21 protein-coding genes are annotated in these 26,434 nt (G+C 48.3%); 12 read left to right on the top strand and 9 right to left on the bottom strand.

Going from position 1 to position 26,434, the window contains the following annotated elements; translation table 11 throughout:
* Nucleotides 1-5 precede the first annotated feature (5 nt).
* Nucleotides 6-1,166 (top strand): MFS transporter, encoded by a 1,161-nt coding sequence (locus Q1Q15_RS17770; protein ID WP_300462958.1) that lies wholly within the window; start codon nucleotides 6-8, stop codon nucleotides 1,164-1,166.
* A gap of 27 nt (nucleotides 1,167-1,193) precedes the next feature.
* Here Q1Q15_RS17770 and Q1Q15_RS17775 read toward each other — a convergent pair whose 3' ends face one another.
* The 3 genes from Q1Q15_RS17775 to uvrA all read right to left on the bottom strand — a co-directional run bounded on the left by Q1Q15_RS17775 (nucleotide 1,194) and on the right by uvrA (nucleotide 6,309).
* Entirely contained in the window at nucleotides 1,194-2,474 is a 1,281-nt protein-coding gene (locus Q1Q15_RS17775) for an FAD-binding oxidoreductase (RefSeq protein WP_300462960.1), read from the bottom strand.
* A 127-nt stretch (nucleotides 2,475-2,601) separates the two neighbouring features.
* The gene (locus Q1Q15_RS17780; protein ID WP_300462963.1) at nucleotides 2,602-3,360 is read right to left on the bottom strand and encodes a phytochelatin synthase family protein; all 759 of its coding nucleotides are present in this window, start codon (nucleotides 3,358-3,360) and stop codon (nucleotides 2,602-2,604) included.
* A gap of 6 nt (nucleotides 3,361-3,366) precedes the next feature.
* Nucleotides 3,367-6,309, bottom strand: coding sequence for an excinuclease ABC subunit UvrA (uvrA, locus tag Q1Q15_RS17785; RefSeq protein WP_300462966.1), 2,943 nt, complete (start codon nucleotides 6,307-6,309; stop codon nucleotides 3,367-3,369).
* Nucleotides 6,310-6,450: 141 nt separating this feature from the next.
* Here uvrA and tilS point away from each other — a divergent pair, with 141 nt between their 5' ends.
* The 10 genes from tilS (at nucleotide 6,451) to Q1Q15_RS17835 (ending at nucleotide 17,906) form a co-directional block, all read left to right on the top strand.
* A complete protein-coding gene (tilS, locus tag Q1Q15_RS17790; protein WP_300462968.1) occupies nucleotides 6,451-7,569 on the top strand; it encodes a tRNA lysidine(34) synthetase TilS in 1,119 nt (372 codons plus the stop codon).
* A gap of 156 nt (nucleotides 7,570-7,725) precedes the next feature.
* Nucleotides 7,726-9,717: an ATP-dependent zinc metalloprotease FtsH gene (gene ftsH, locus Q1Q15_RS17795; RefSeq protein ID WP_300462971.1), complete on the top strand. Its 1,992-nt coding sequence runs from the start codon at nucleotides 7,726-7,728 to the stop codon at nucleotides 9,715-9,717.
* A gap of 10 nt (nucleotides 9,718-9,727) precedes the next feature.
* Nucleotides 9,728-10,600: a dihydropteroate synthase gene (folP, locus tag Q1Q15_RS17800; RefSeq protein ID WP_300462974.1), complete on the top strand. Its 873-nt coding sequence runs from the start codon at nucleotides 9,728-9,730 to the stop codon at nucleotides 10,598-10,600.
* Nucleotides 10,593-11,531 (top strand): CdaR family protein, encoded by a 939-nt coding sequence (locus tag Q1Q15_RS17805; RefSeq protein ID WP_300462976.1) that lies wholly within the window; start codon nucleotides 10,593-10,595, stop codon nucleotides 11,529-11,531. Before folP ends, Q1Q15_RS17805 begins: the two co-directional genes overlap by 8 nt.
* Nucleotides 11,532-11,542: 11 nt before the next feature.
* On the top strand, nucleotides 11,543-12,319 hold the full coding sequence (locus tag Q1Q15_RS17810; RefSeq protein WP_300462978.1) for a type III pantothenate kinase: 777 nt from the start codon (nucleotides 11,543-11,545) through the stop codon (nucleotides 12,317-12,319).
* A 10-nt stretch (nucleotides 12,320-12,329) separates the two neighbouring features.
* Nucleotides 12,330-13,580, top strand: coding sequence for a TIGR03790 family protein (locus Q1Q15_RS17815; RefSeq protein ID WP_300462980.1), 1,251 nt, complete (start codon nucleotides 12,330-12,332; stop codon nucleotides 13,578-13,580).
* Nucleotides 13,577-15,517, top strand: a complete 1,941-nt coding sequence (locus Q1Q15_RS17820; RefSeq protein WP_300462982.1) for a patatin-like phospholipase family protein — start codon at nucleotides 13,577-13,579, stop codon at nucleotides 15,515-15,517. Before Q1Q15_RS17815 ends, Q1Q15_RS17820 begins: the two co-directional genes overlap by 4 nt.
* Nucleotides 15,518-15,647: 130 nt before the next feature.
* Entirely contained in the window at nucleotides 15,648-16,358 is a 711-nt protein-coding gene (locus Q1Q15_RS17825; RefSeq protein ID WP_300462984.1) for a nitroreductase family protein, read from the top strand.
* On the top strand, nucleotides 16,334-16,570 hold the full coding sequence (locus Q1Q15_RS17830; protein WP_300462985.1) for a hypothetical protein: 237 nt from the start codon (nucleotides 16,334-16,336) through the stop codon (nucleotides 16,568-16,570). The genes Q1Q15_RS17825 and Q1Q15_RS17830 overlap by 25 nt, the downstream gene beginning before the upstream one ends.
* Entirely contained in the window at nucleotides 16,563-17,906 is a 1,344-nt protein-coding gene (locus tag Q1Q15_RS17835; protein WP_300462988.1) for an MATE family efflux transporter, read from the top strand. Before Q1Q15_RS17830 ends, Q1Q15_RS17835 begins: the two co-directional genes overlap by 8 nt.
* Nucleotides 17,907-17,944: 38 nt before the next feature.
* On the opposite strand, the gene Q1Q15_RS17840 is transcribed toward Q1Q15_RS17835, so the two are convergent.
* A complete protein-coding gene (locus tag Q1Q15_RS17840) occupies nucleotides 17,945-20,287 on the bottom strand; it encodes a tetratricopeptide repeat protein (RefSeq protein ID WP_300462991.1) in 2,343 nt (780 codons plus the stop codon).
* A 436-nt stretch (nucleotides 20,288-20,723) separates the two neighbouring features.
* Here Q1Q15_RS17840 and Q1Q15_RS17845 point away from each other — a divergent pair, with 436 nt between their 5' ends.
* Nucleotides 20,724-21,491: a PEP-CTERM sorting domain-containing protein gene (locus tag Q1Q15_RS17845; protein WP_300462993.1), complete on the top strand. Its 768-nt coding sequence runs from the start codon at nucleotides 20,724-20,726 to the stop codon at nucleotides 21,489-21,491.
* 123 nt (nucleotides 21,492-21,614) lie between these two features.
* Here Q1Q15_RS17845 and Q1Q15_RS25530 read toward each other — a convergent pair whose 3' ends face one another.
* From Q1Q15_RS25530 to Q1Q15_RS17865, 5 genes are all read right to left on the bottom strand, one after another.
* Nucleotides 21,615-21,776 (bottom strand): type II toxin-antitoxin system RelE/ParE family toxin, encoded by a 162-nt coding sequence (locus Q1Q15_RS25530; RefSeq protein ID WP_363321015.1) that lies wholly within the window; start codon nucleotides 21,774-21,776, stop codon nucleotides 21,615-21,617.
* Between the two features lie 76 nt (nucleotides 21,777-21,852).
* Nucleotides 21,853-23,202: a hypothetical protein gene (locus tag Q1Q15_RS17850; protein WP_300462996.1), complete on the bottom strand. Its 1,350-nt coding sequence runs from the start codon at nucleotides 23,200-23,202 to the stop codon at nucleotides 21,853-21,855.
* The gene (locus tag Q1Q15_RS17855) at nucleotides 23,186-23,869 is read right to left on the bottom strand and encodes an ABC transporter ATP-binding protein (RefSeq protein WP_300462998.1); all 684 of its coding nucleotides are present in this window, start codon (nucleotides 23,867-23,869) and stop codon (nucleotides 23,186-23,188) included. Before Q1Q15_RS17855 ends, Q1Q15_RS17850 begins: the two co-directional genes overlap by 17 nt.
* A gap of 49 nt (nucleotides 23,870-23,918) precedes the next feature.
* Complete coding sequence (locus Q1Q15_RS17860; RefSeq protein WP_300463000.1) at nucleotides 23,919-25,154, bottom strand: FtsX-like permease family protein; 1,236 nt, start codon at nucleotides 25,152-25,154, stop codon at nucleotides 23,919-23,921.
* Nucleotides 25,155-25,185: 31 nt separating this feature from the next.
* Complete coding sequence (locus Q1Q15_RS17865) at nucleotides 25,186-26,424, bottom strand: FtsX-like permease family protein (RefSeq protein WP_300463002.1); 1,239 nt, start codon at nucleotides 26,422-26,424, stop codon at nucleotides 25,186-25,188.
* Nucleotides 26,425-26,434: the final 10 nt, after the last annotated feature.

A 26,434-nucleotide genomic window follows, 5' to 3' on the forward strand; every position in this document is an offset into this window, starting at 1 on the left:
CCATAATGAACAAGAGACTTATCTGGTTATTGTCATCAGGCCATCTGGTAACGGATATAAACCAGGGCGCATTACCCGCCATATTACCGTTTTTAATTGCAAGTTATGATCTTTCCTATACAGCTGCTGCCAGTATTGTTTTTGCAGCCAATGTCTCATCAAGTATTGTTCAACCCATATTCGGCCATGCTGCAGATAAATTCTCAAAACCATGGTTGTTATCCATTGGTTTGATTTTAGCCGGTTCAGGGATTGGCATGACAGGATTGTGTACGAACTATCCCCTGATAATGATGCTGGCGATTATCAGTGGGATCGGCATTGCAGCCTATCATCCGGAAGCAGCCCGGTTGGTGAACTTTGCTGCTGGTCATCAGAAAAATACCGCCATGAGTTTTTTTGGCGTTGGGGGAACCGTTGGATTTACCATCGGACCTCTTTTAATCACAACAGCACTTCTGCAATGGGGGTTGAACGGTACACTCCTCCTTATTTTACCGGTTTCCATCATGGCAATAGTGATGACAACTCAATTTCCACAGCTCAAACAACTCACGGCCATCAAAACGGATCAAACGAAGGGATCCGGGTCTCCTCCTAAGGAAGAAAACTGGTGGGCATTTATACGGTTAACAGTTGTGATCATTGGTCGGTCCATCATTTTTTATGGGTTAAATACATTTATTCCCATTTATTGGATTCATCACCTGAACCAGTCAAAAGTAATGGGATCACTGGCGCTCACGATTTTTGCAGGATCGGGTATACTCGGGAATTTAACCGGGGGGAAACTGGCCGATCGATGGGGACAAAAAAAAGTTATCCTGTCAGGTTTTTTGGGCTTAACACTATTGCTCCCCATCTTTATCTCGATTGATACTGCGCCGATGGCCTTATTTTTAATGATCCCCATCGGGTTTATCTTATATTCCACCTATAGCCCTTCCATTGTAATGGGCCAAAACTTTCTGCCGAATCGCGTTGGATTATCTTCGGGTATTACCCTTGGACTGGCTATCTCCATCGGCGGAGCTGCCACACCGGTCATTGGGCGAATAGCGGATCTATATGGTATCTGGTTTGCCATTGCATTGGTCGCCTGTTTGCCGATATTATTCTTTGCGGTCACAATGAGTTTACCCGAAAGCACCATAAAAAAAGCCTGACCCGGTCGATTAAAGCTAACGCTGGTATTAAATCAGACGTTGGGCCAAATGATACATGCGGGAACCGGTCTCATAAAAAAGCCCTCTTAATCCCCGCATGAAAACAGGGGTTATTTTCGACACAGGCAAAGGAATCTCCTCAGGTGAGCCTCCCATCATGTATGTAGCCAGTAACTTCCCAAACACCGTGCCCGGGCCAATCCCCCGACCATTGTAACAGGTAACCATGGCCAGATTTTCCCCCAGGATATGGAAACGGGGAATATGGTTGGTGGTCATGGCGATCCGTCCATACCAGGCATATTCCAGATCCACCGTTCCGATCTGGGGAAACACCTTTTTAATACTTCTCAGGGCCCAGGCTCGGTTCAGTCCCATGGCAAAGTCTTCCAAATTTCCAACACTTCCCACAATCAACCGCCCCAGGGCATCAAGGCGATAGGAAGAAAGAATCAAGTTCGTGTCCCAGGCTCCATTCCGGCCGGGTAAAACCGTCTCTAATATCTCTTTGCCAAGGGGACTTGTTGCAAATTGAAAATAATTAAAGGGCACCATATTCCGGATCTGGTGTTTAAAGGCTGCCTCGGGATATCCCTGGACCGCAATGATGACGGCGTTGGAAAGGACAGACCCCCCAGGGGTTGTGAGACGCCAGGCGTTGCCGTCTCTTTCCAGTGATGTCACCGGGGACCTGGCATATATTTGGGCACCTTCATCCAGGGCAGCCCTGGCCAAACCATAGGCATAGGCCAGAGGTTGAATCGTGCCGGCCCGTTCGTCCAGCAAGGCTCCGATATATGCCTTGCTGCCTGTTTTTTCCGCGGCTTCATCCCGCTCCAGGAGCCGGACAGGCGCGCCACGTTCCACCCATTGTTTTTCCCGCCGTTGAAGGGCCTTATAACCGATTTTGGAATCAGCGCAGTGAAGGGTGCCATGCCGCCACGCTTCACACGGGATCTTGTATTTTTCAATGAGTCCGAAAACCAGGTCCGGAGAAGCCCCCAGGATATCAATCAGACGTTGCCCATGATCCGGGCCCACCAATTTGATCACATCTTCAGGCATAAGCCAGAGTCCGGCGTTGACAAGCCCCACATTCCGACCTGCCCCACCAAATCCCACATCATTGGCTTCAAGCACGATGGAAGATTTCCCGGCCAGGGACAAATGGAGGGCTGAGGACAGCCCGGTATATCCGCCACCGATAATGGCCACCTCTGTCTTGTGTTCTCCCACAAGGGAGGTCAGTGAGGGTTTTCCCGATGCAGTGGCAGCCCAGAGGCCGTTATTGATATTGGTGTCTTTCATTCTGCCCCCTGAAAATTTGAAAGTTTTTTTGTTAAATAACAGATCTATTTTTGTTAAATTTTAACACTATTTTTATGGTATACCAAAAAATTATGGACAGGGGAAAATTTTAATGCACACATGTGGATCAAACCCGGATAAAGACATATCCGCCTTCAGCATATCCGAACCACCGGAAGAACGGATTGTAATTGCTTGACAATCCTTTATAAAAAACATCAAAGGAAACGTCATAGGGATAGGCTTGAGTCGTATCAACATCCAGGAGGGTGACCTTTCCCGATACCGCATCAAACCCGCCCACCGGGGAAATATGGGGGATGTGAAGATCCTGGATAAAACAGCCCTGGTCAAAATGGGAAATGATCAGGCAATTGCCCTGGGTTTCAAACTGTTCAAGCCTTGACCGCAGCCGGCTTTTGAATTGTTTTGACTTGACAGGATCCCGGGTTGCCTGAACGGTCTCCAGGGATCGATATCGAATCCCACAGGCCTTGAGGCTGTCCTTCACCACCTGATTCAACAGGGCAAGCGGAAGCCCCCTTCGGCCTTTATAGCCGGTATCACTCATCCGCTCCTTCCAGTGAGCGATGTTCACCTTTTCAAGCAGGTCCTGCTGGCTTAAGGGCACCCCTTTTACAGCCGATTGTCTGTCAAGAAGGGTATTCACCACAGACGCAATGGACGCCACAGAGCAGGCAGAATCATGGAATTGCTTGACATGGTGCCGGAACAATCCGTCTTTCACGAAATTACCGGTACGGTGATAGGGAGTTTTCACATAAACGGCCTGGTCCCCCCCAAAAGCGCCCTTTTGCGTAAATTTTTGGAACAGGTACTGAATATAAAGATACGGGCGGATCACCCATTTCAAAAAAACCATCATCGTCTCTCAGTTTCCCTTGGGATTCAATATTTTTTTTAAATAATGACCCGTATAGCTTTTAGAGGATCCTGCAATTTTTTCCGGTGGACCCTGGGCAATAATTTCTCCCCCGCTGCTGCCCCCTTCAGGCCCAAGGTCAATAATCCAGTCTGCGGTTTTGATGACATCCATGTTGTGTTCAATGATGATCACTGTATTTCCTGAATCCGTCAGACGGGCGAGCACGTTCAGCAGCAGCTTGATATCCTGAAAATGAAGTCCTGTGGTGGGTTCATCAAGAATATACAGGGTTTCCCCGGTATCCCGCTTGGCCAGTTCCCGGGCAAGCTTGATTCTCTGGGCCTCTCCCCCGGAAAGGGTGGTGGCGGCCTGTCCGAGTTTGATATAAGACAGCCCCACATCCATTAAGGTATCCAGGATATTTGTAATTTTCGGATGGCTGGCAAACAATTCCCTTGCCTGGAGAACAGACAGGTCAAGAATATCGGAAATGGAATGATCCTTATACACGATTTCAAGGGTGGCCCGGTTAAAGCGTTTTCCATGACAGAGGTCACACGGCACAAACACATCCGCTAAAAAATGCATTTCCACCTTGATATAACCATCCCCTTTACAGGCCTCGCACCTGCCACCCTTGACATTAAAAGAATATCTTCCTTTCTTATATCCCCGGGCCTTTGATTCCGGCAGCAGGGCGAAAAAATCCCGAACATGGTCAAACACCTTGGTATAGGTGGCCGGGTTGCTGCGGGGGGTTCGACCAATGGGTTTCTGGTCAATGTTAATAATCTTGTTCAAATGGGAGAGCCCTTTAATGGTGCCATGCCGCCCCACGGTCATTTGTGAATCATGCAGTTTCACCGCCAGGGCGGGATACAGGATCTGGTTGATCAGGGTTGATTTTCCAGCACCTGACACACCGGTAACAGCCACCAGGAGTCCCAGGGGGATTTTCACTGAAATATGTTTCAGGTTATTTTCATGGGCATTGACAATGGTGACCCATTTGTTCCCCTGACTGGCCGGACGTTTCCTTTTTTCAGGAATGTCTATTCGCTCTTTACCGGTTAAAAACTTACCGGTGATGGACAGGGGGTTTTGTTTAATCTGATCCGGCGTTCCCTGGGCCACAATCTGACCGCCAAGATGGCCTGCCCCGGGACCGATATCCACGATCCAGTCGGACTCCTCCATGGTTTCCTGGTCATGTTCTACAATGATCAGGGTATTGCCGATATCCCTTAGATGGTGAAGGGTCTTCAGCAATTTGATATTATCCCGCTGATGCAGTCCAATGGACGGTTCATCCAGGATATAAAGGACCCCGGTAAGCTCTGATCCCACCTGGGAGGCAAGCCGAATTCTCTGGGATTCCCCGCCGGAAAGGGTCGGGCCGCTCCTGTCCAGGGACAGGTAATCCAGCCCCACATTTACCAGGAACCCAAGCCGGTCTGAGATTTCCTTGAGCAATTCTTCAGCAATCAGCCGTTTATTTCCCGTCAGGTGCAGTCCATTGATAAAATCAAAGGCCTCCCTTACGGTCATGGCGGTCACATCAATAATGGATTGTTCATGGATGTGAACATGGAGCACTTCCTTTTTCAGACGTCTGCCCTGGCAGGCAGGACATGTGCTGGCGGTCATGAATGCAGAATAGTATTTTTTCTGTCCTTCAGACTGGGTCTCCCGGTATCGCCGCATCAACGTATGAATCAACCCTTCATGGGTTCGGGTAAATTCCCCCTGGATCTTGACGGAATGCCAGTTGACGGTCATCTCTCGATCTTTTGAGCCATACAGAAGCAGATCCCGGTCTTTTTGGGGTAATTCTTTCCAGGGAACATCAAAGTTGATGCCCCATTGTTTCTCCATGGCCGTGAGCTGGCTCATTCCCCAGGAATTGTTATTCGGATACCGGGGATGCTTGATAAAATAATTCTTCCACGGGATAACGGCTCCCTGTCGGATCGTCAATGCCGTTTTGGGAACAATCTTATCCGGATCCATGGACAGCAGGGTGCCAATCCCATTGCAGTCCGGGCACATGCCCAGGGGTGAATTAAACGAAAAAATCTGGGGGCCCAGTTCCGGGTATGCCACCCCGCAGCAGGATCTTGCCTCGCTCATTTTAAGGTCTTCTCTGCCCAGCACATGGACAATGATCTGCCCGCTGCCAAGGGTGAGGGCACCCTCCACTGAATCGGTCAGCCGCACCGCAAATTCCGGGGTATGGATAATCTTCAGACGGTCCACCACCACTTCGATATGGTGTTTTTTGTTTCTGGCAAGGGCCTGGACATTTTCAAGGTCCTGGACAACCCCATCCACCCGGACCCTGGCATACCCCTGTTTTTTCAACTCTTCAAGTCTTTCTCGATGCTCGCCCTTCCGGTTTTCCACAATGGGGGCAAGGACCAGGATTTTAGACGCTTGCGGAAGGGTCAGGATCTGGGACACCATGCTCTGGGCATTGCCCCGGCCGACCTTTTCCCCGCAATGATAGCAATACTGGGTGCCGACCCGGGCAAACAACACCCTCAGATAATCATAAATTTCCGTAATGGTTCCCACAGTGGACCTGGGGTTCTTGCTGGCGGCTTTCTGTTCAATGGCAATGGTGGGGGAAAGCCCCCGGATGGTGTCATATTTGGGCTTTTCCATCTGACCGATAAACTGCCGGGCATAGGAAGAAAGCGACTCAACATACCGGCGCTGACCTTCAGCAAAAATCGTATCAAAGGCGAGACTTGACTTCCCGGACCCGGATACCCCGGTAAAAATCACCATCTTTTTCTTGGGGATATCGATATCAATATTTTTAAGGTTATGTTCCCTGGCACCCTTGACAATAATCCTGTCAAGTTCCCTGGACATTGACCCTGTCCTGACATCGCCGTCACCTGCTGTTTCCACCATTGAGACACACACTGAACTGCCATTTTTCATACGCCTTTTTACACTCCTGACCTGCCGGTTCTAATCCTTATCGTGACACAAAACAATAAGCATGGCAGGGATAAAAGTAAAGTTACTGAATCGTAAAAATCAAATTGCTTTTAGGGTGCTGCATTTGATACTATTAACACAATGAAACCAAATCAGACAGACTGCCTGGCCAATTCAAGCTGCCCCAATGATACCGCTATTTTCAAGGCCATTGGCCGAACCATTCTGGAATTCCATCTGCTGGCACCCGGGGACAGGGTTTTGGCTGCCGTATCCGGTGGTCCGGATTCTGTTGCCCTGGTATTGTCCCTTTTGGCCTTCAAGGAAAAATATGCCTTAACCATTGGTATTGCCCATATGAACCACCGGCTTCGGGGCGAAGAATCCCTGAGGGACAACACCTTTGTACAAGCCCTTGCCGACAAACTGGACCTGCCGTTTCACGGTGAACGAGTTAACGTCAAGGCATATGCCAAAACACATCGACTATCCCTTGAAGAGGCTGGCCGGGACGTCAGGTACCGTTTCTTTGAACAGGTTGCAGACCGTCATGGATACACAAAAATCGCCACAGGTCACAACAAAGATGACAATGCCGAGCTGGTATTGATGAACCTGTTAAGGGGAGCCGGCCCCAAAGGGCTTTCCGGAATCCCGACCCTGAGGGACGGCAAATATATCCGGCCCTTGATCCGGGTTACAAAAAACCAGATCCTGGATTTCTTAACAGTCGAAAACCATGCCTACGTGTTTGATTCGTCCAATACCGACATGGCGTATTTAAGAAATAAAATCCGGTACGCCCTGATACCCCATCTCCAGTCGGAATACAATCCAAAAATCATTGATGCCCTTGACAGACTGAGCCATATCCTCAGACAGGAAGAAGCGTTTTGGAACACGGAAACCGACAAACAATTTAACCGGTGTTTGATTAAAACAGAAACCTCTGCCATTGTCTTTTCAAAACCCCGGATGGCCGCCCTTCATCCTGCCCTTTTAAACCGGATATTCAGAAAGGCCATTGAAAAGGTTAAACATAATTTAAAGCGCATTTCCCTGACCCATATCAATGACCTGGTGCAATTTTGTTTTCATGCTTCCACCGGTACCAGCCTGGACCTGCCCGGCCAGATAAGAATTTACAAACAAAAAGAGGTCATCATCATTAAAAAAGAGGACCGTCCCTTAAGGGAAATCGGAAGAAAAGAGAAGCAATCAAGGCAGATAACCCGGAAAAAACAAACCAGAGACCAGTAAAACTTTTTCTTGTATATTCAAATTTTATGTTTATATATTATGTAGTTTTAAAAATATAACAGATATCAGTTTATCGTCGGAATTTGCAAACCAAACCCACGTGTACTGATAACCTTACAATGCTCGGATTTCTAAAAAAAAAGGAAAGGAAAAGCCTTGAATCAATTTTATAAAAACATTTCCCTTTGGCTGGTGATTGTTCTGATGATGGTCATGCTGTACAATATCTTTAATCAGCAGCAAACCGGACAACCGGATGTCGGGTATTCGGAATTCCTTGCAATGGTCGAGGAAGGCCGGGTCCAGAGTGTCGTGATCCAGGGTAAGGATTTATATCTCACCGATGCCAGTGGTGCCCGGTATAAAAGTTTTGCTCCGGATGATGCTGAACTGATCGGTATCCTACGTTCCAAAGGGGTGGCAATTAAAGCCAAACCACCGTCTGAAAACTCCTGGTTCATGTCCATCATCGTCTCCTGGCTGCCCATGATTGTCCTCATTGGTGTGTGGATCTTTTTTATGCGCCAGATGCAGGGAGGGGCCGGCGGCGGTAAGGCCATGTCTTTTGGAAAAAGCCGGGCACGGCTCCTGGATGATAAGGGAGAAAAAGTCACCTTTGCCAATGTCGAGGGGATTGATGAGGCCAAAGCAGAATTGACCGAGGTGGTTGATTTTCTGAAAAACCCAACAAAATATACACGCCTGGGCGGACGAATTCCCAAAGGGGTGTTGCTGGTGGGAAATCCGGGAACTGGAAAAACCCTCTTGTCAAGAGCGGTTGCCGGAGAAGCAGGGGTCCCGTTTTTTACCATCAGCGGGTCTGATTTTGTTGAAATGTTTGTGGGAGTCGGTGCCTCAAGGGTGAGGGATCTTTTTGCCCAGGGCAAAAAAAATGCCCCCTGTATCATATTTATCGATGAAATTGATGCGGTGGGACGTCAGAGAGGCGCGGGCATGGGCGGAGGACATGATGAAAGAGAACAGACCCTGAACCAGCTGCTGGTGGAAATGGACGGATTTGAATCCAATGAAGGGGTGATCCTTATGGCCGCGACAAACCGGCCGGATGTTCTGGACCCTGCTCTGCTTCGCCCGGGACGATTTGACCGTCAGGTCGTGGTGGACATGCCCGATATTAAGGGACGGGAAGGTATTTTGCGGGTTCACATGAAAAAAACGCCCCTGGCCAATGATGTGGATCCGGTGATCCTGGCCAAAGGCACCCCCGGGTTTTCCGGTGCGGATCTTGAAAACCTTGTGAACGAAGCAGCACTCCTGGCAGCCAAGCGTGACCATGAAAAATTGAGCATGAAGGATTTTGAAGACTCAAAAGACAAAGTGTATATGGGGCTTGAAAGAAAATCCAAGGTGATCAAGGAAGAAGACAAAAAAACCACCGCGTATCACGAAGCCGGCCATGCCCTTGTGGCAAGGTTTCTGCCCTATACAGATGCGATCAATAAAATCACCATTATTCCCCGGGGAAGGGCTGCCGGGGTCACCTGGTTTCTGCCTGAAGAAGGGGACTTTAAATATAAGGACCAGCTTGAAAATGAGTTGGCCATTGCCTTTGGTGGCCGTGTGGCTGAAGACCTCATTTTCAAACGAATCAGTACGGGTGCATCCAATGATATTAAACAGGCGACCAAGCTGGCCAACAGTATGATCAGAACCTTTGGCATGAGTGATAATCTGTCCCCCCTTTCCTATGAAAACCATGATGAAAACATTTTCATCGGACGTGAAATGACCCAGGCCAAAGCCTATTCCGAAGAAACCGCCAGAAAAATTGATGCTGAGGTTTCCCTGATCATTGACCGGGCATATCAAACCGCGAAAAAGACGTTAGAAGAAAACATCGACATTCTTCATGAATTATCCGTTCTGCTGATTGAAAAAGAAACGATTTTAGGACATGAACTGGATGCTATCATCACCTCCCTGCGACCTAATTTTGATTTTTTCGGCAAAAAAAATGTCTTTACAACGCCTAAACCCCCGGTTGAACCCGAAAATCAAACCGCATCCGGGGGAGACGACAACGACAGCGTTGACAGTGTTGACGAAGATGAAAATTCAGACAATCAAGCGTCTTCTGAAGCAGAGGATCAACCATCGGATGACACAGATACCCGGAAATCTGAGTAGGGGGTTCCTCATGCCGATACAGCCATACACACTTGAATTTGACAAATTCCAACTGGAACTGGGGTCTCAAACCTGCATTATGGGCATTTTAAATGCAACACCGGATTCTTTTTCCGATGGTGGCAGATTCGACACCTATGAAACAGCCGTCGCCCAGGGGATAAAACTGGTTGAAGAGGGTGCCCATATTCTTGATATTGGTGGCGAATCATCACGGCCATTTTCAAGTCCCGTCTCGGAGCAGGAAGAACTGGACCGGGTCATACCGGTCATTGAAACGCTTTCAAAACGGATTGATGTGCCCATTTCCATTGATACGGTAAAATCCAATGTGGCCCGGGAGGCGCTCAATGCCGGTGCTGCCATCATCAATGACATCACTGCCTTTGAAAAAGATCCGGCCATGGCGGATCTTGCCGCACAAAAGGATGTGCCCGTGGTGCTGATGCACATGAAAGGGACCCCTGAAACCATGCAGGTGAGCCCGGATTATGATGATTTAATGTTGGAAATCACCCGCTATCTTTCGCTACGGGCCGCCTATGCCATGGAAAAGGGTATCCAGAAAAAAAATATCATTCTTGATCCGGGAATCGGTTTCGGAAAAACCATTGAACATAATCTGGTTCTCATCAATCATCTGGATAAAATTTGCTCCCTGGGCTATCCGGTTCTCCTGGGGCCGTCTCGAAAATCTTTTATTCAGCATATCCTGACCCAGGAAGATCCCGCCCCAGTGGGTCCGGATAATATCAAGGTGGAATACGGTACGTTGGCGGCTGTTGCCGTTTCCATTCTGAACGGGGCGCACATTGTCAGGGTCCATGATGTTGAGCGCTTGACCGCTTTTACCCGTATCCTAGATTCGATCAGGAATGCATAAGCTTCCGCTTTGTGGCGCCATATATATTCTCTTGTTCATCCCCCTTCTTTTTTGTCTCGCCGGCTGCACCACAGAGCCGGTTGAGACCGATCTTTTACTGCCTGTGGATTTTTCCAATGTACCGGAACATATGGTGTTGACCAACTTCAACACCGATAAAATTGAAATCAGAATCCAGGCAAACCCAAAATCCATAGACCTCATGAACAAAGAAAATACCCGCTACCCGGTGGATCTCTATACAGACCTTGAATTTGATCCGGCAGGCGATTCCGACTCCATTGAGCCCGGTGCATATCTGATTCCGGTGGAAGAGAAACGAATTCCCATGAACCCTGCCATAAAAATTCTGACAATAACCCCCTCTTACCTGAGTGTTCAACTTGAACGAAAAATGAAAAAATCCTTTAAGATATCCGTTCCTTACATTGGCGTACCCGCCAAAGGCTATATCGCACTGGATGCGGCCACAGAGCCCTCCAGTGTCGAATTAACCGGCGCTGCCCCCTTGATTGAGGCCATCAGGGAGTTAAAGACAAAACCCATTGATCTTACAAATGCCAATGAAAATTTCAAAAAAGAGATCCCTTTGGATCTGGACAACCCATCCCTCATTTCCTCATCAGATCCGATTATTATTGTCACCATCCCGATTCAGCAGCAGCTGGTGTCAAAATCCATTGAAAATATTCCCATCCAGGTATGGAATTCACCCTTCAGGGTCACCATCGAGCCGTCCCATATAACCATTCGGGTCAAGGGCCCCTTTGAAACGTTGAACCATAAGGAAACCATGGATCAAATCTATTCGTTTATCAACCTTAACGGTTTGAAAAAGGGGGTATATGCCCGGCATGCCCATATTAACATACCCGTGGGTCTGATGATGACCGATGCAGTTCCACAAGTATTTACCGTAAAAATAGAATAAAGGAGACCCCCATGCTTCTCGTGATTGACGTAGGAAACACCAATACCGTCATTGGTATTTATGACGGTGATGTCCTCAAATATGACTGGCGGATAAGAACCATCCGGGATTCCACAGCAGATGAATTCAACGTGCTGGCCAACGCCCTTTTTTCCGACAAGGGCGTCATTCGGTCAGACATTGAAAAAACCGTTATTTCATCGGTTGTTCCGTCTGCCGTGCCTATCTTGAATGCCTTTTGTGAAAAATATCTCAACTTGACTCCCTTATGGATAAATGCCGATTCGGTAAAGCAGCTGATGCCCATTCTCTATCATAACCCCGACGAAGTGGGAGCAGACCGGATTGTCAATGCAGTGGCTGCCTATAAAAAGTATCAGACCTGTCTGATTATTATTGATTTCGGGACAGCCACCACATTTGATGTGATTTCCGAAAAAGGTGAATACCTTGGCGGCGCCATCGTACCCGGGGTCATGATTTCTGCGGAGGCGCTTTCTCAAAAAGCGTCCAGGCTGCCCCGGGTCGAAATATTCAAGGCCCCGGAAAAGGTCATCGGCAAAAACACCCTTGACAGCATCAAGTCCGGCATCATTTATGGCAATGCGGCAATGGTGGACGGGATGGTGGAACGGATGACAAGTGAGATGAAGGCTTCTCCCCGGATACTGGCCACGGGGGGCCTGGCACCATTGATATCGGGATTATCCAAAACCATTGAAGCCGTGGAACAATCCCTTACCCTTGAAGGGTTAAAAATCATCAGCAATAAAATCCAAATGGGGTAATAGTTCCAGTATGCGCACAATACCACACCGATATCTGAACACGCTGATCCTTTTCACTGTCCTCCTGTTTTTTTATGGGTGTCCCCGGGCCTTTGCCCTTGATCCAAAAGAGGTCCTAGTCATTGCCAACTTGAATGCAGCCAAGAGCAAAGGACTGGCACTCTATTACATGGAAAAAAGGCAGATCCCTAAAAAAAATCTGGTGTTAGTGTTCATGACGGATAAAGAGACCTGCACACGGGACGAATATGAACGAAAAGCCCTGCCGCCCATCCGGCGGTTTCTCCATCAAAACACCGATATCCGGGCCTTGGTCACCCTCTTTGGTGTCCCGTTAAAAATTTCTTCTCCAGGGAAAACACCCGGGGAACAAGCAGAATTGCAGCAGATGGAATTGAAAAAAAAAACCATGGAAGATCAGTTGAACGACACCTCCTTCACGGATGCAACCGCCAGACGGGAAAAGCAGAAAGAATTATCAGCCCTGAAAAAAAACAGGGCCGAGTTCCTGCGGAAAATTGACAAGCTGGCTTCATTTGATTCTGAATTATCCCTGATTAAAAAAGACCCCTATGACCTTAATATGTGGCTGCCCAATCCCTATTACCTGGGCTTCAAAAACCAAAAAACCGCAATAAAGAAAGCAGATGTCTTGATGACAAGCCGTCTTGACGGTGCCGATGAGACCATCGTGAAACGGATCATAAACGATAGTATTGAAGCTGAAAAAACCGGCTTAAACGGATCCGCGTATTTTGATGCCCGGTGGAAAGATCCAGGGGAACGCAACGTTTCAGGATATGGCTTTTACGACAAATCCATTCATCAGGCATCCCAATGGCTGGCCCGTAAAAATCAGATGACGGTTGTCCTGAATGACGATACGACCCTGTTCCAGAAAGGCGAATGCCCTGATGCAGCACTCTATTGCGGATGGTACAGCCTGGCCAGATACATTGATGCCTTTTCCTGGGCAAAGGGGTCCGTGGGATTTCATATTGCCAGTTCAGAATGTGCCACATTAAAGGGAGAAACCAGCCAGGTCTGGTGTAAACGAATGCTGGATAAGGGCATTGCCGCCACCATCGGTCCTGTGGGAGAACCCTATGTCCAATCCTTTCCCGTACCGGAAATTTTCTTTCACTATTTAACGGAAGGGTATCTTACGCTGGCTGAATCCTATCTCATCAGCCTGCCTTACCTGTCCTGGAAAATGGTGCTGATTGGTGACCCCTTATACAGGTTAAATCTAAACCCATGAAGACCCCGGACCAACAAATAGACCTTGAGTATTTTCTAAAAAAGGTTCCCCTGTTTTCTTCCATCCCGGATTCACAAATCAGTGACATCGCCGCATGCTTCCATTTTGCCGAATTTAAAAAAGATGTCATTGTTTTCCAGCAGGGAGACTTAAGCGATGCCATGTATATCATCCGTTCCGGGGCTGTTCTCATCCATTCTGAAAAGGACAATGAGATCTTGTTTCAAACCGAACTCAGACGGGGAGATTTCTTTGGTGAAATGGCATTATTGTCCGATCTGCCAAGGAATGCAACTGTCACCGCAAGTCTGGATGCCAGCCTCTTCTATTTGAAAAAAAATGATTTTGAAACGCATTTATCTAAAAACAAACATGTTGGATTATATTTAAGCCGCCTCTATGCCCGGCGGTTATCCATGAATTTTGAAAATGAGACCATTCGACCCAAGCCTTTTTTTTATACCCTTTCCGCCACTGATCCGGGCCTGGGTCTCGCCCATTTCCTGTATTCCATGTCCTATCATATTTCAACCGAGTCCCCCCAGAAAGTCCTGGTCGTGGAGCCCCATCTTGAACTTGACAGCATCATGCAAAAATTCGATCTTGACATCATTCCCTGCCCGGACGAAACACTGTTTGGCCTGCTGCCGGCGAACGTCTATACCCCCCGTGATTTTAAATGGTTCCATCATTCATCAGGTTTTTCCGTTTTACAGGTCAACAAAGGGTTTAATGACGGTCTGGTGCCGGTGTTGCCCCTTTTGATGGAAAGTTTCAAATCCCGGTATGACCTGGTTATTTTCAGCCTTGCCCACTATTCTGGTCGACTTGAACAACAGGCCGTCAGACTCTGCGATAAAAATCTGTTGCTGATCAATAACACAAAACAAGCACTGCCAAGGGTAAAACAGACGCTTGCCCGGCTGGAAGAAAAAACGGGTAAGGGACTTGACCGGATTCGGGTCGGGGTCAGTCATCTTTGCGGGTCCATCGGCATTGCAAGGGCAGATCTTAAACAGGCCCTCAATCTTTCTGAAACCCCTCAAATATGGGTGGACAGATCCGATAAAGCCTTAAAGGATCAAATTGATACCCAAAAACAATTTCCCATCAAGGGGGCCAGAGCCGTTGCCAGGGAAATAGCGGGTGTCAGAATCGGGCTGGCATTAGGGGCCGGTGCCGCCCGGGGATGGTCCCATATTGGGGTGTTAAAGGTGCTCCAGGAAAATGGCATACCTATTGACATGATTGCAGGCACGAGCATGGGGGCACTTGTGGGGGCGATTTTTGCGTCTAAGGGATCTGTGGATCAGTTAAGACGTCATACCATCGACCGGTTTTCCACACGGCACCAGGCCCGGAAAAAAATATTTGACTATACGCTTCCCTTCCAGGGATTGTTAAAGGGGAGAAAAGCAATGAATCTCGTGGCAGACGCCATCGATCATGCGGATTTCATGGATCTTTTGATTCCCACCTTTCTGGTGGGGGTTGATATCCGGAAAGGAGAGGAAATTCTCTTTGAAACCGGTGACGTTGCAAAGGCCGTGAGGTCCAGCCTTTCCCTGCCGGCAGTGTTTGCCCCGTTCAGACACATGGGGCGGTGGATGGTGGATGGGGGACTTTTAAACCCGGTACCCGTTAATATCCTGGAACAAAAAGGGGCGGATAAAATCATTGCCGTGTGTGTGGAAAACCAGCGGTCAACATCCCCCCCCGTCACCCGATCCCCCGGCATCATGGAGGTGATCTCGCGAACCATCAGTATTGTTCATTCCCGGGCCACCAGCGGCTTTGTTGAAAAATCCGATGTGGTCATCTATCCGGATGTCCAGGGGTTTGCCTGGGATGATTTTCATAAAGGAGAGGTCCTGATGCAACGGGGCATCCAGGCTTGCCAGGAAGTGCTGGACGATATCAAAACCCTTATCCTATAACCCAGATTCAGGCGGATCCTGCCAAGGCTAAGCCCCAGCGCCTCTTTTGCCAGGGGGCTTAGCCTTGGGTGTTTTCTTTCAAAAACGGGCATGGTATTTTGATGACTTTTAACACAAGAGGAAAGAATAAATGAGTTTATTCACGGTTGATACAAAAAAATGTGATAAAGACGGGATTTGTGCCATTGAATGCCCTGCCCATATTATTGAAATGACCGAAGCAGGACCGGTTCCAGCAGCCAATGCCCAGGAGATCTGCATCAAGTGCGGTCATTGTGTGGCCATCTGTCCCAAAGGGGCCTTCAGTCTGAATTTTTTAGCGCCTGACCAATGTATGCCCATCCAAAAGGAACGCATGCTCACGGTGGATCACACCGAGCATTTTTTACGGTCCCGCCGGTCTATCCGGCGATACAGGGAAAAGGCTATTCCAAGGGAATTATTTAAACGGGCCCTGTCAATTGCCTGCTGTGCTCCCACAGGCAGTAACCGGCAAACCGTCAAATGGCTAATCATCGATAGCCGGGCAGATGTCCAGAAAATTGCCGGTCATGTGATTGACTGGATGCGATATGTGGTACAAAACCATCCCAAGATTGCCCAGACAATGAACATAGAAACGTTGATCTCTCAATGGGATAATGGAATCGACCGGATTTGCAGGGATGCCCCCCAGCTGGTATTTGCCTATGGATCGGATGAACAGGGCAGCGGGGCTGCAGATTGCCATACGGCCCTTGCCTACCTGGAACTTGCCTTGCCCGCCTTTGGCCTTGGCAGTTGCTGGGCCGGGTATGTCAACTATGCGGCCGGCCAGTGGCCCCATCAAATAAATTTGTAAAATCGCTTCCCCTTGGCAAAATCCCGGATAGAAAAGATTTTATAACTTTCAAAGGCAAAGATGCTGAACGAAAGGCCCTATGGCAAATGGTGGTTGAGCAAAGCAAGGTGTTGGGAGATGAATTTTTTGAAGCAGTGCAGTCGGAAAAAATCGCTCAGATGGTAACCCCCGCCAAAAAACAGGCAAAACAAATGATGAGGGATCATGTATAAAAACGATATAAAACAGACCCTCCTGTTGTCTCTGCCCATTGTTGTGGGTCAGCTGGGGCAGATGCTCATGTCGGTGGTGGATACGATCATGGTGGGGAAAGTGGGTGTCCAGCCCCTGGCAGCCGCCTCCCTGGCAAGCGCCCTGTTTCTCCTGGTCATGGTTGTGGGATTCGGGCTGTCCGTGGCGGTCACCCCTCTCACTGCCATCGCCTTTGGCGCCGGCAAAGACAAGGAATGCGGCATTATCCTGAGACAGGGCATTATCGTCAACCTTTTTTTCGGTCTCCTGTTGTGCGGTGTCACCTTTATTCTTTCAGAGTGCATTCAATTTTTAAACCAGCCCAAAGAGATTGTGGGCCCGGCATCCCTTTACATGAAAGTATTGGGCGTTTCCCTGCTGCCGATGATGCTGTTTCAAAGCTACCGGCAGTTTGCCGAAGGGCTGAGCTACCTGAAACCGGCCATGATCATCACCCTCCTGGCCAATATCGTGAATATCCTGGCCAACTGGACGTTCATATACGGCCATCTGGGTGTGCCCCCCCTGGGCCTGACCGGTGCCGGTATGGCCACCATCAGCTCCCGGACATTTATGGCCATTGCGCTGATGGTGGTCATCAGAAGATCTCCCCAGATGCGCCGATTTGACCCCACCCTGAATTACCAAAAAATTGATTTTCCCATGATCCGGCGCCTTCTGGCCATTGGCATCCCCGCAGGATGCCAGTATTTTTTTGAGGTCAGTGCTTTTGCCGCCTCATCCATCATGATCGGCTGGATGGGAACGGTGGCCCTGGCTGCCCACCAGATTGCCTTGAACCTGGCCTCCATTTCTTTCATGGTGGCCATGGGCATCGCTTCTGCCGGCACCATTCGTGTCAGCAATGCCGTGGGGAAAAAAGATCTCCCGGGGACAAGGATCGCTGGATTTTCTGCGGCCATCTTGTGTGCCGGGTTCATGGCCGCTGCCGGTGTGGTGTTCATCCTGTTCCGGTTTTTTTTGCCCACCCTCTATATCGCTGAACAAGCGGTCATTGATATCAGTGCCTCATTGCTGGTGATTGTGGCCTTTTTCCAGATCTCCGACGGCACCCAGACCGTGGGTCTTGGCATTTTAAGGGGTATCACCGACATGAAAATCCCGACCCTGATCACCCTTGTTGCCTATTGGCTGATCGGTCTTCCATCAGGATACGTTCTGGCATTTAAGGTCAACATGGGCATCTATGGGGTATGGTACGGGCTTCTCATCAGCCTGACAGCCTCCGGACTGTTCATGATGCTTCGGTTCCATACAAAAACCAGGCATTCCATCGATATTGAAAAAATATCATAACGATGTGAATCAACATGATTTTCCCTTGGCGATAAAGGCTATTTCAGCATTTTTCTGGCAATTGCGGCATCCTTAAAGTGCGGATCAATTTCCAGGGCCTTTTTAAAATAATCCCTTGCTTTTTCAAACGCTTTTGTCCGGTACAAGGCCATACCATAATGATAACAGGCCAATGCACTCCCAGGGTTCAGGTTCAGGCTGTCTTCAAACTCTGATATGGCGTTCAGATAGCTGCCTTTCTGGTAATAGACCCATCCCATGGTATCCAATACATTGGGGTCTTTGGGTGCTTTTTCCCGGGCTATTTTAGCAAGGTTGAACGCCTCTTCCAGCTGGTTCGGTTTTTCAGAAAGGATAAACGCAAGGTTATTCGCTGCATTTGGATGATGCGGATTGATCTTGAGCACTTTTCGATAATACGCTTCTGCCTCGGGAAGATTGCCCTGGATGTCAAACATAAACCCCAGGGCAACCAGTGCCGGGAGATAAGACGGATTGAGGTGTTCCACCCGCTGATATTCTTCAATCGCCTTGTCAAATTGTTTGTCTTTGTTCAGGAAATTGGCAATGTGCATGGCGGGTTTTATATAATCCGGTTTTAATTGTTTGGCCGTTGCAAAATGCCCCAGGGCAACACTGGGTTTGTTCATTTTTAAATAAATTTCGCCTTTCACATTTTCAAAAAAAGAGGCTGTGTCAGGACTTGCCGCTGCCGAATATTTATTTAACAACTCCAGGGCCGGTGTATATTTTTTTTCTGACATATACATATCTGTCATGATTTTCACAATTTCCACTTGGACGGGGCCATGATCCAAGACCTTCTGCAACAATTCAATGGCCTGCTTTTTCCTGCCGGTTGAATTATACAAAAATCCCAGGCGGATATAGGCATCAGTATAGCCGGGTTTTTCCCGGATGATCACGTTAAGAATGTCTTCGGCGTCTTTAATATTGCCCTCAAGAAAATTGATGCCGGCCAACAGGGTCAGTGTTTTTAAATTGGGTGGGGTGAGTTTAAAAATTTCATCAATCTGTTCTCTTGCCTGGTTAAGGTTTTTCTCGTGGATATAGACCTCTGTGAGCTTTATCCGGGCATCAACCAGTCTCGGATCTGCGGTTATGGCGGCAAGAAGATTCCCTTTTATCTGATCTTTTTCAAATTCTTCCGGATGATTCAGCAACCCTGCTGCTGCCCGGAATATTTTTTGTTCAGGCCGGTCTGTTGCCCCCCGCTGCTTAATACAGAGCGCTCGACAATAATAGGCCCGGGCATTTAATTTATCCAGGGTGATGACCTTATCAAATTGATCCAGGGCGCCCTTGAAATCCTTTTTGGCCATCAACACTTTGCCCTTTTGAAACAGCGCGTCAACAAAACGGCTGTCAATGGCCAAAGCCGTATTTACCGATTCTTCAGCCGCTTCAATCCGGTTAAACTCGAGATAAACCTGGGACAACCCCGTATGGACCAGGGGATTTTTTTTGTGCTTTGCCAGGGCAGTTTTCAGTGTTGCAATTGCCTTGGCCTCCTGATTTCTTTTGGTATAAAACTCTGCCAGGGTCATCATGGGTGCCACTTGTTCAGGATCTTCCAATATGGCTTTCTGGTAATTTTCTTCAGCCGGTTCATATCGTTTCTGACGTTCATAGAACCGGGCCAGATCCGTATACTTTTGACCTTTAATGCCGTCTGTCTCCAGCAGGCCTTTCAGCAACGCCTCGATCTTGTCCCATTTTTTCCGGGCTGTATACAATTTGACAAGTCCCATATAGGCGTCACGGGATGAAGGGTCCTGGGTGATGGCGGTCATATAGACATTTTCCGCCTTGTCACTATTGTTGGTTTTAATATGGAGCTGGGCCAGGGCGATATGGGTGCGAACATTTTTGGGATCAATCGCCGCAGCCTTATTCAGGGTTTCAATGGCCGCCTCAAAATTTCTTTCCTTCATTTGAAGTCTGCAAAGAAGATGATAGGCCGGAACCGATAACGGATCAATATCAAGCGCTTTTGAAATCTGATTTCTGGCGTCCAACAGATGGTCTGTCTGCAAATAAATATGGGCCAGCCTTAAGAAAGGCAGCATGCCCTGGGGATTTACTTTTGCTGTAAGGTTATAGTATGCGATGGCTTGATTCAGCCGTCCAAAACGCATATAGGTTTCCGCCAGTTCAAAACAGGCCACATCATTTTTCGGATCCAGCTGAATGGCATTTTTATATTCTATCACTGCTGTTTGCGGCTTATTCCCGGCATTAAATTCCCGGGCATTGTTGATATGGACCAGTGCTTTTTGTTCGTCATTTTTCCCACAGCCCGCCGTCAGAACCAAAAGGCTGATCAAAATAGCGGCAACCCTGAAACAAATTGTACCCATGAACTGTATTCCCTTCTTTGATTTCAAATTTCATGCTAACGATAATTGTATGCTCCCCTGCATGGCCGACATGGCACCCAAAGATTATCATTTCCGGGAAAATAAAGAAAGCCGCCAATTTCAGGAACCGCTGATACTGGTGAAAACAAGATCAAGGATTTTTTGGTATAAATCACCCGACTGTATAAATTTTGTCAAAACAATAGGAAATAAATTACACAATGCTGGTGTATTTTTTTCACAATTAAAATTCCAGACAGTTGTGCATCAAGCCAACAAATTGATATCATAAGCAATAGAGCCCGACAATACTATTGGCACAAAAAATGCTTATTAATTGCTTATATTATGACTGTTACGGATCAAGCCTCTGGCCGACAAGATTTTAAAACCAGACAATATGGACAGACCGGCTGTTCGAAAAAGAGAGGAACCAATGAAAAAAATTTTAATCAGTACAATTTTTTTGTTCATCATGGTGTCAACTGCCTGGGGGGCAGCAAGCTACACCGGGAGTATCGACAGTGGTAGCGTTAGCCCATTCGTTGGCGGAATGGTTGCCACAATCCCCTGGGCCTCTGGAAACGCGGTATTATCATGGGACGTTGATTACGACACTACCAATGCTGGCCTCTGGACCTATGATTACACATTTGATACATCAAGTGCCGGGTCCAACGATCTCAGTCATATCATCATTGAGTTATCGGAGCCTTTTCCAACCAATCCACTAACCATTTCGAGTAATGGTAATGTAATTTTTACTGATAATCCTGATGATAGTAATGATGATGGTGATACTCATTATGAAATAGATTCGTTTGTTGAGGGTAATAGTAACCCTAATTTGCCTGGGACTTTATACGGGGTTAAAGTTGACAACCTATTAGATTCAGAGGTGAACACCTTTACAATTGTCACGGAAAGGGCGCCCATGTGGGGTAATTTCTACGCCAAAGATGGGGTAAACAATGATCAGAATAAAGTATATGCTTACAATACCGAGTTCTTAACTGAGCGTCCCTTTTTCGATGATACCAATTTCAGCCCCGATAACAACCCTTTGGGTTGGGTCCTGGTGCCCGACACGAAAGACGGCCCCCCCGGTGAAACTCCCATCCCCGAGCCGGCCACCCTCCTGCTTTTCGGCTGCGGTCTGCTGGGCCTGGCCGGGGTGAGCCGTAAAAAGAGACGCCAGTCCTGAACAACCGCCGGTTTTAACCGAGTACCTTAAAAAAGGGGAGCCACCAGTGTGTGACTCCCTTTTTCATATTCGGTTACGTGCAACCGGTGATCATGTCCATGGTTGCATTTCCTGCCGTTAATTTTAAATCAATCGCATCAATAGGACATCTTCAATATTCTGTCGAGAATCTATCACAGACAATACAAACACCCGTTGCTCAGCTATCCTGTATATTAATCGCCATGGTGTGATAATGATCTCCCGGTATTGAAATATACCCTGCCCTTGAAGCTCAGGTACGATACGTCCTCATATGGTACCAAGTACAGACCGAACGTCAAGATGTATTTTTATACCATGTTCCCATCAAAGACATCGGCTAAAAATAATAGGTAAACTGCACAAAGGCATTTGGCGCGGCATTGGTATAGTACGATGTGCCCGGAATCAAATACCCGCCATATTCACTGCCTTTTTTCCCATAAAACAACGTGGCGCCAAAATGAAGGGTTGAATTTTGTGTAACATTCCAGACGGCCCAGGGCTGGACGATACCTGAAGGATCTGTGACATTATTGATGACACTCAGGTACACATTCAATAACGGATGGAGTTCCACCTGGATACGACCACCTAGATAATGCTTTCCCAGGACAAACAATTCTCCTCGGTCAATCCGTTCCATAACATCCGGATCCCCCAGGGCATCCGTGTAATGATGTTTCCCAAGCCCGTTATGATAATATTCAATCAGACCGTACAGGTTCTTGTTAAACCATACCCAGGACGTGTCAATATTGGCGACAACCGCAACATACCCGTTGTCATTGTTCGCTGTTTTCAGGGTGGACCAGACCACATCGGTCCGCCATGCCGCATCCCCCAGATAACCGGTAACCCCCAGGCCCAAAACTGCTTCATCATAATGCCAGGCCCCCATTATATCCATTTCAATATCTTCAGCAAAAAAATGAAGTTTCCCTGCCATGGAAGCGCTCTGAAAATCAATATCCCCGGTTGCGTTTCTTCGGGGCACATACAGCAGGTCGGCTTCACCGAACCGTTCAGTATCCCATCGCACCAAAACAAGATCATCCCCCATCTTGTAATCTCGAACTGTATCAGACGGTGCAAACGGGTTGAAAAGGTCCATGGGATTAAACATGAACCCATTTCCCCATGTAACCGCCTGTCTCCCGACCCGGATGTCCCCCCGGGACAGTTTGATTGAAAAAAATAACCGGTCCAGTCGGTGCCAGGCAATATCATCATCCGTCTTTTCAATGGTTTTTGTCAGATCAAAAAGGCGCCGGTTATCCATGGCTGACGGGTCCTGAACCAGACCGGCCACCGGCAGCGGACCATATTGTTGAAGATCGTATCGTTTTTCATAGGTATCTCCCCATTTGAGAAAGGCCTCATAATGGGCTTCAACATACACGGTATCCGATAAAACAAGCGTATCCGTTAACCGGGCGCCGACAAGACCATCCTTCCCGGTATGGGTTCCTGTGGGTTCAAAATAAGATCCCGCATCATACCCGGTCACACCGCCCTCAAGTTTGAAATGCCCCCCCAACTGGTTATCCATAGAATTGACCCATGCACTCTCACCTGCCCCGCTAGGTTGGATACACAACAGGGAAAAAAAACCGACAACCAGCCAACAAGCAGCCGCGCTGCCGCTGAACCGAATGCCAACATGTTGGCCCTTATTTGGTTTCGTCATTTACAATGCGCCCATCCTTGATGGTGACAAGTCGTCTGGCATAATCTATGACCATGCTGTCATGGGTTGAAAAAATAAAGGTGACCTGTTTTTCTTTGTTCATTTTTTTCATCATTAACAAAAGGCCTTCCCCTGTTTTTGAATCAAGATTTGCCGTGGGTTCATCTGCAAGAACAATGGCAGGACCTGAAACAATGGCCCGTGCAACGGCCACCCGCTGCTGCTGGCCACCGGACAATTCTGCGGGCCGCCGGTTATATTTTCCCTCAAGCCCCACATCATCCAGTATGGCCGTTGCCCTGTCATGCCGCTCCGTTGCGGGGACCCCCTGCAGCAACATCACATATTCAACATTTTCAATGGCCGATAACACCGGGATCAGGTTGTAGGCCTGAAAAACAAACCCGATTTTATGGAGTCTTAATGCCGCAAGGTCGGCCTGGGTCATGCGTGAAAATTCATTGTTGTCAACAATGACGATGCCTGAGTCCGGCAGGTCCAGTCCGCCCATGATATTCAACAGCGTGGTTTTGCCTGATCCGGACGGCCCGGCAAGGGCCACAAACGCACCGGTATCCACCGTGAGATCAATCCCGCGAAGGGCTTCAACAGTCACATTTCCCTGGTGATACGTTTTTTTTATGTCCTTGATTTCAACCATTGCCATATCCTGTCTCCATGTGCATTAGCCGTTTCTTGTGGTTATCTCCGGCCCGCTAATTTTTCATCATGGCCTGGGTCGGGGTAAACCGTGCCGCCTTAACTGCCGGATACACGCTGACCAAAACACCTAGAACAAGCACCACAAGCCCTGCCACAACCAAATCCTGGACCCATATTTCCGGATACAATTTCCTGGGGATTCCCCACATTTGGGCACCAGCGGCCAGCACGGACAAATCAATCCCGTTTCGTGCAATGGCCGCAACACTTAAAAATCCCAGAATATTTCCGACCGATATCCCCAGGACCAAAAGGAAAAACGCCTCAGCGACCACCCCTTTAACGACCTGCAAGGGTCTCATGCCAAGGGCCTTCATTAAACCGAACTCCCGCATCCGTTCAAAAATGGCCATCAGGGTTGTATTGACAATACCAAACCCCATGGCCACGAACACAACCCCATACCAGACATAAAGGAAAAACCCCGACATCTCAAGATAGGCTTTCATCATGGGCAACAACTGCTGCCATGTTTCAACACAATAGGTATCATCGGCAATGGCAGCCGTGAGTTTTAGGGCCATATGCGTTTCTTGGGTGCCCGTCATATCCAGGTCCGGCAGCAGGATGGATATTTCCGAAATCGACTCCCCCATTTTCAGCATCCCGGCAGCCTGGGACAGGGGGACAAAAACAAATTGTTTTTCCACCGCTTCTGACTCAGCGCTGAAAACCCCCACAATCCGGAAGGCTTTTGAAGCCATCTCCTTGTGGATGTCCTGGGACATGAGAATCAGCTTATGACCGATTTTGGTATTAAATGTCGCAAGAAACGCTCTTCCCACAAGGATTTGGTTTTTATCACCGGATTCAAGGTATCGTCCTGCTGTCATGGCGCTGCCGATAAAGGAGATCCGGGCCTCTTTTTCAGGCTCAATCCCCACGAGGGTAACGCCCCCGGAGTGCCGGGCATTGGATGCCACGGCCATGACCCTCACCCGCCTTGTCCAATGGGCGCCTTGCCCCAGACTTATCCCCAGAACCCTGTCCAGTTTATCCCTGTCCGCCATGGAATTTTCAACCACCGGATCATCCCGATACGCCCGATGATGGATCTGCAGACTCCCGGTAAGGTTGGACATGGCGTTCCTTAGCATCTCGGCCTCCATTCCCCGGAGGATGGCACCGAGAAAAATCATGCTCCAGACACCAATGATCACTGCCAACAGGATCACAAGGGTTCGTCTCGGGTTTCTCCAGATATTTCTCCACGCTAATCGGACAAGCATCTTTTTTTATCTTCTCTTTATATAGGGGGATTTATACATGATTCATGGCTTCCACCGGGTTGAGCTTTCTGATCTTCAACGCGGGGAAAACAGAAGACACAAAAGTAATCAAAAAGACAACCAGCGGACCTGCTGAGGCGGAGATAAGGGACAGCCGAGGATATAGCCTGTCGGGAATCCCATATTGTTTCAGGATGTCTTCCGTGCCGGCAATATAAATCCCGTGTTGTTGAAAATAAAGGGTTAAAAGGCTGCCAATGATGATGCCCGCAACAATTCCCACAAGGGTCATACAAACGGATTCAATCATGACAAGCGTTGCCATCCGTGACGGACGGGTGCCAATGGCCATCATGACACCGAACTCCCGGGTTCTTTCAAAAATCGCCATTAAAAAGGTATTAAAAATACTGAAGGCCACTACAATGATAAGGATGATATACATGATGATGCCGCTGACAAGATCCATCTGGATTCCCTGGAGCAACCCCGGCAGAATGTCCATCCAATCCAATACCGCAAGATCTGTATCCTCCCGCTTGCCGGACAATTGATCCCGGATGTCCTGTTGAACCCGGGAGACGTCCCCTAAAGCGTCAGCAATGATAATGATTTCATGAACCGTTTTCCCCATGGAAAAAATGTCCTGGAATCCTTGAAGGTCCATCATGATGACATTTCGGTCCATGGCATCCATGCCCGAATCAAAAATACCTTTGATGGTGAGGACTGCCGCTGCAATGGATCCGTCACGGCCCTGTCCCAGCAGGGTCACCTCATCATTGATATCCACCTTTAAATTCTTTGCCAGCGGGGCTCCGATAAGGGCGGCATACGCATCATTTGCTGTGAGGTACCGGCCGGTGCGTACAAGGGATTGAATGGTGGACACATGGGCTTCTCCCAGGGGATCTATCCCGGTGACAACCACCCCGTAGGTTCTCTGATCCGACGATACCAGGGCGAACCCATTGGCCCGGAACGTATAGGCATCAATCCCCTTAACCGTATCCAGGCGTGTGGCCACCTGATCCGGGTCTCGAATGACCTGACGCATTTTTTTATCTTCAAGATACCCCTTTGCCTGGACCTGCAAATGGCCGGTACTGATTTTAACAGAGGTATTGATCATTGTTTCATAACACCCGAATTGGAAAGAGAGCATAAACACGAGAATCAGGCTGGCAAAGGCAACGGCCGAAATGGTAAGCCCTGTCCGCCGGGGGTTTCGCCATATATTTCGCCAGGCCATTTTCAATTCCATGGACATGTAGCCGTCC

Origin of the sequence: Desulfobacula sp. (assembly GCF_030145145.1) — a bacterium.
Classification (GTDB): Bacteria; Desulfobacterota; Desulfobacteria; order Desulfobacterales; family Desulfobacteraceae; genus Desulfobacula.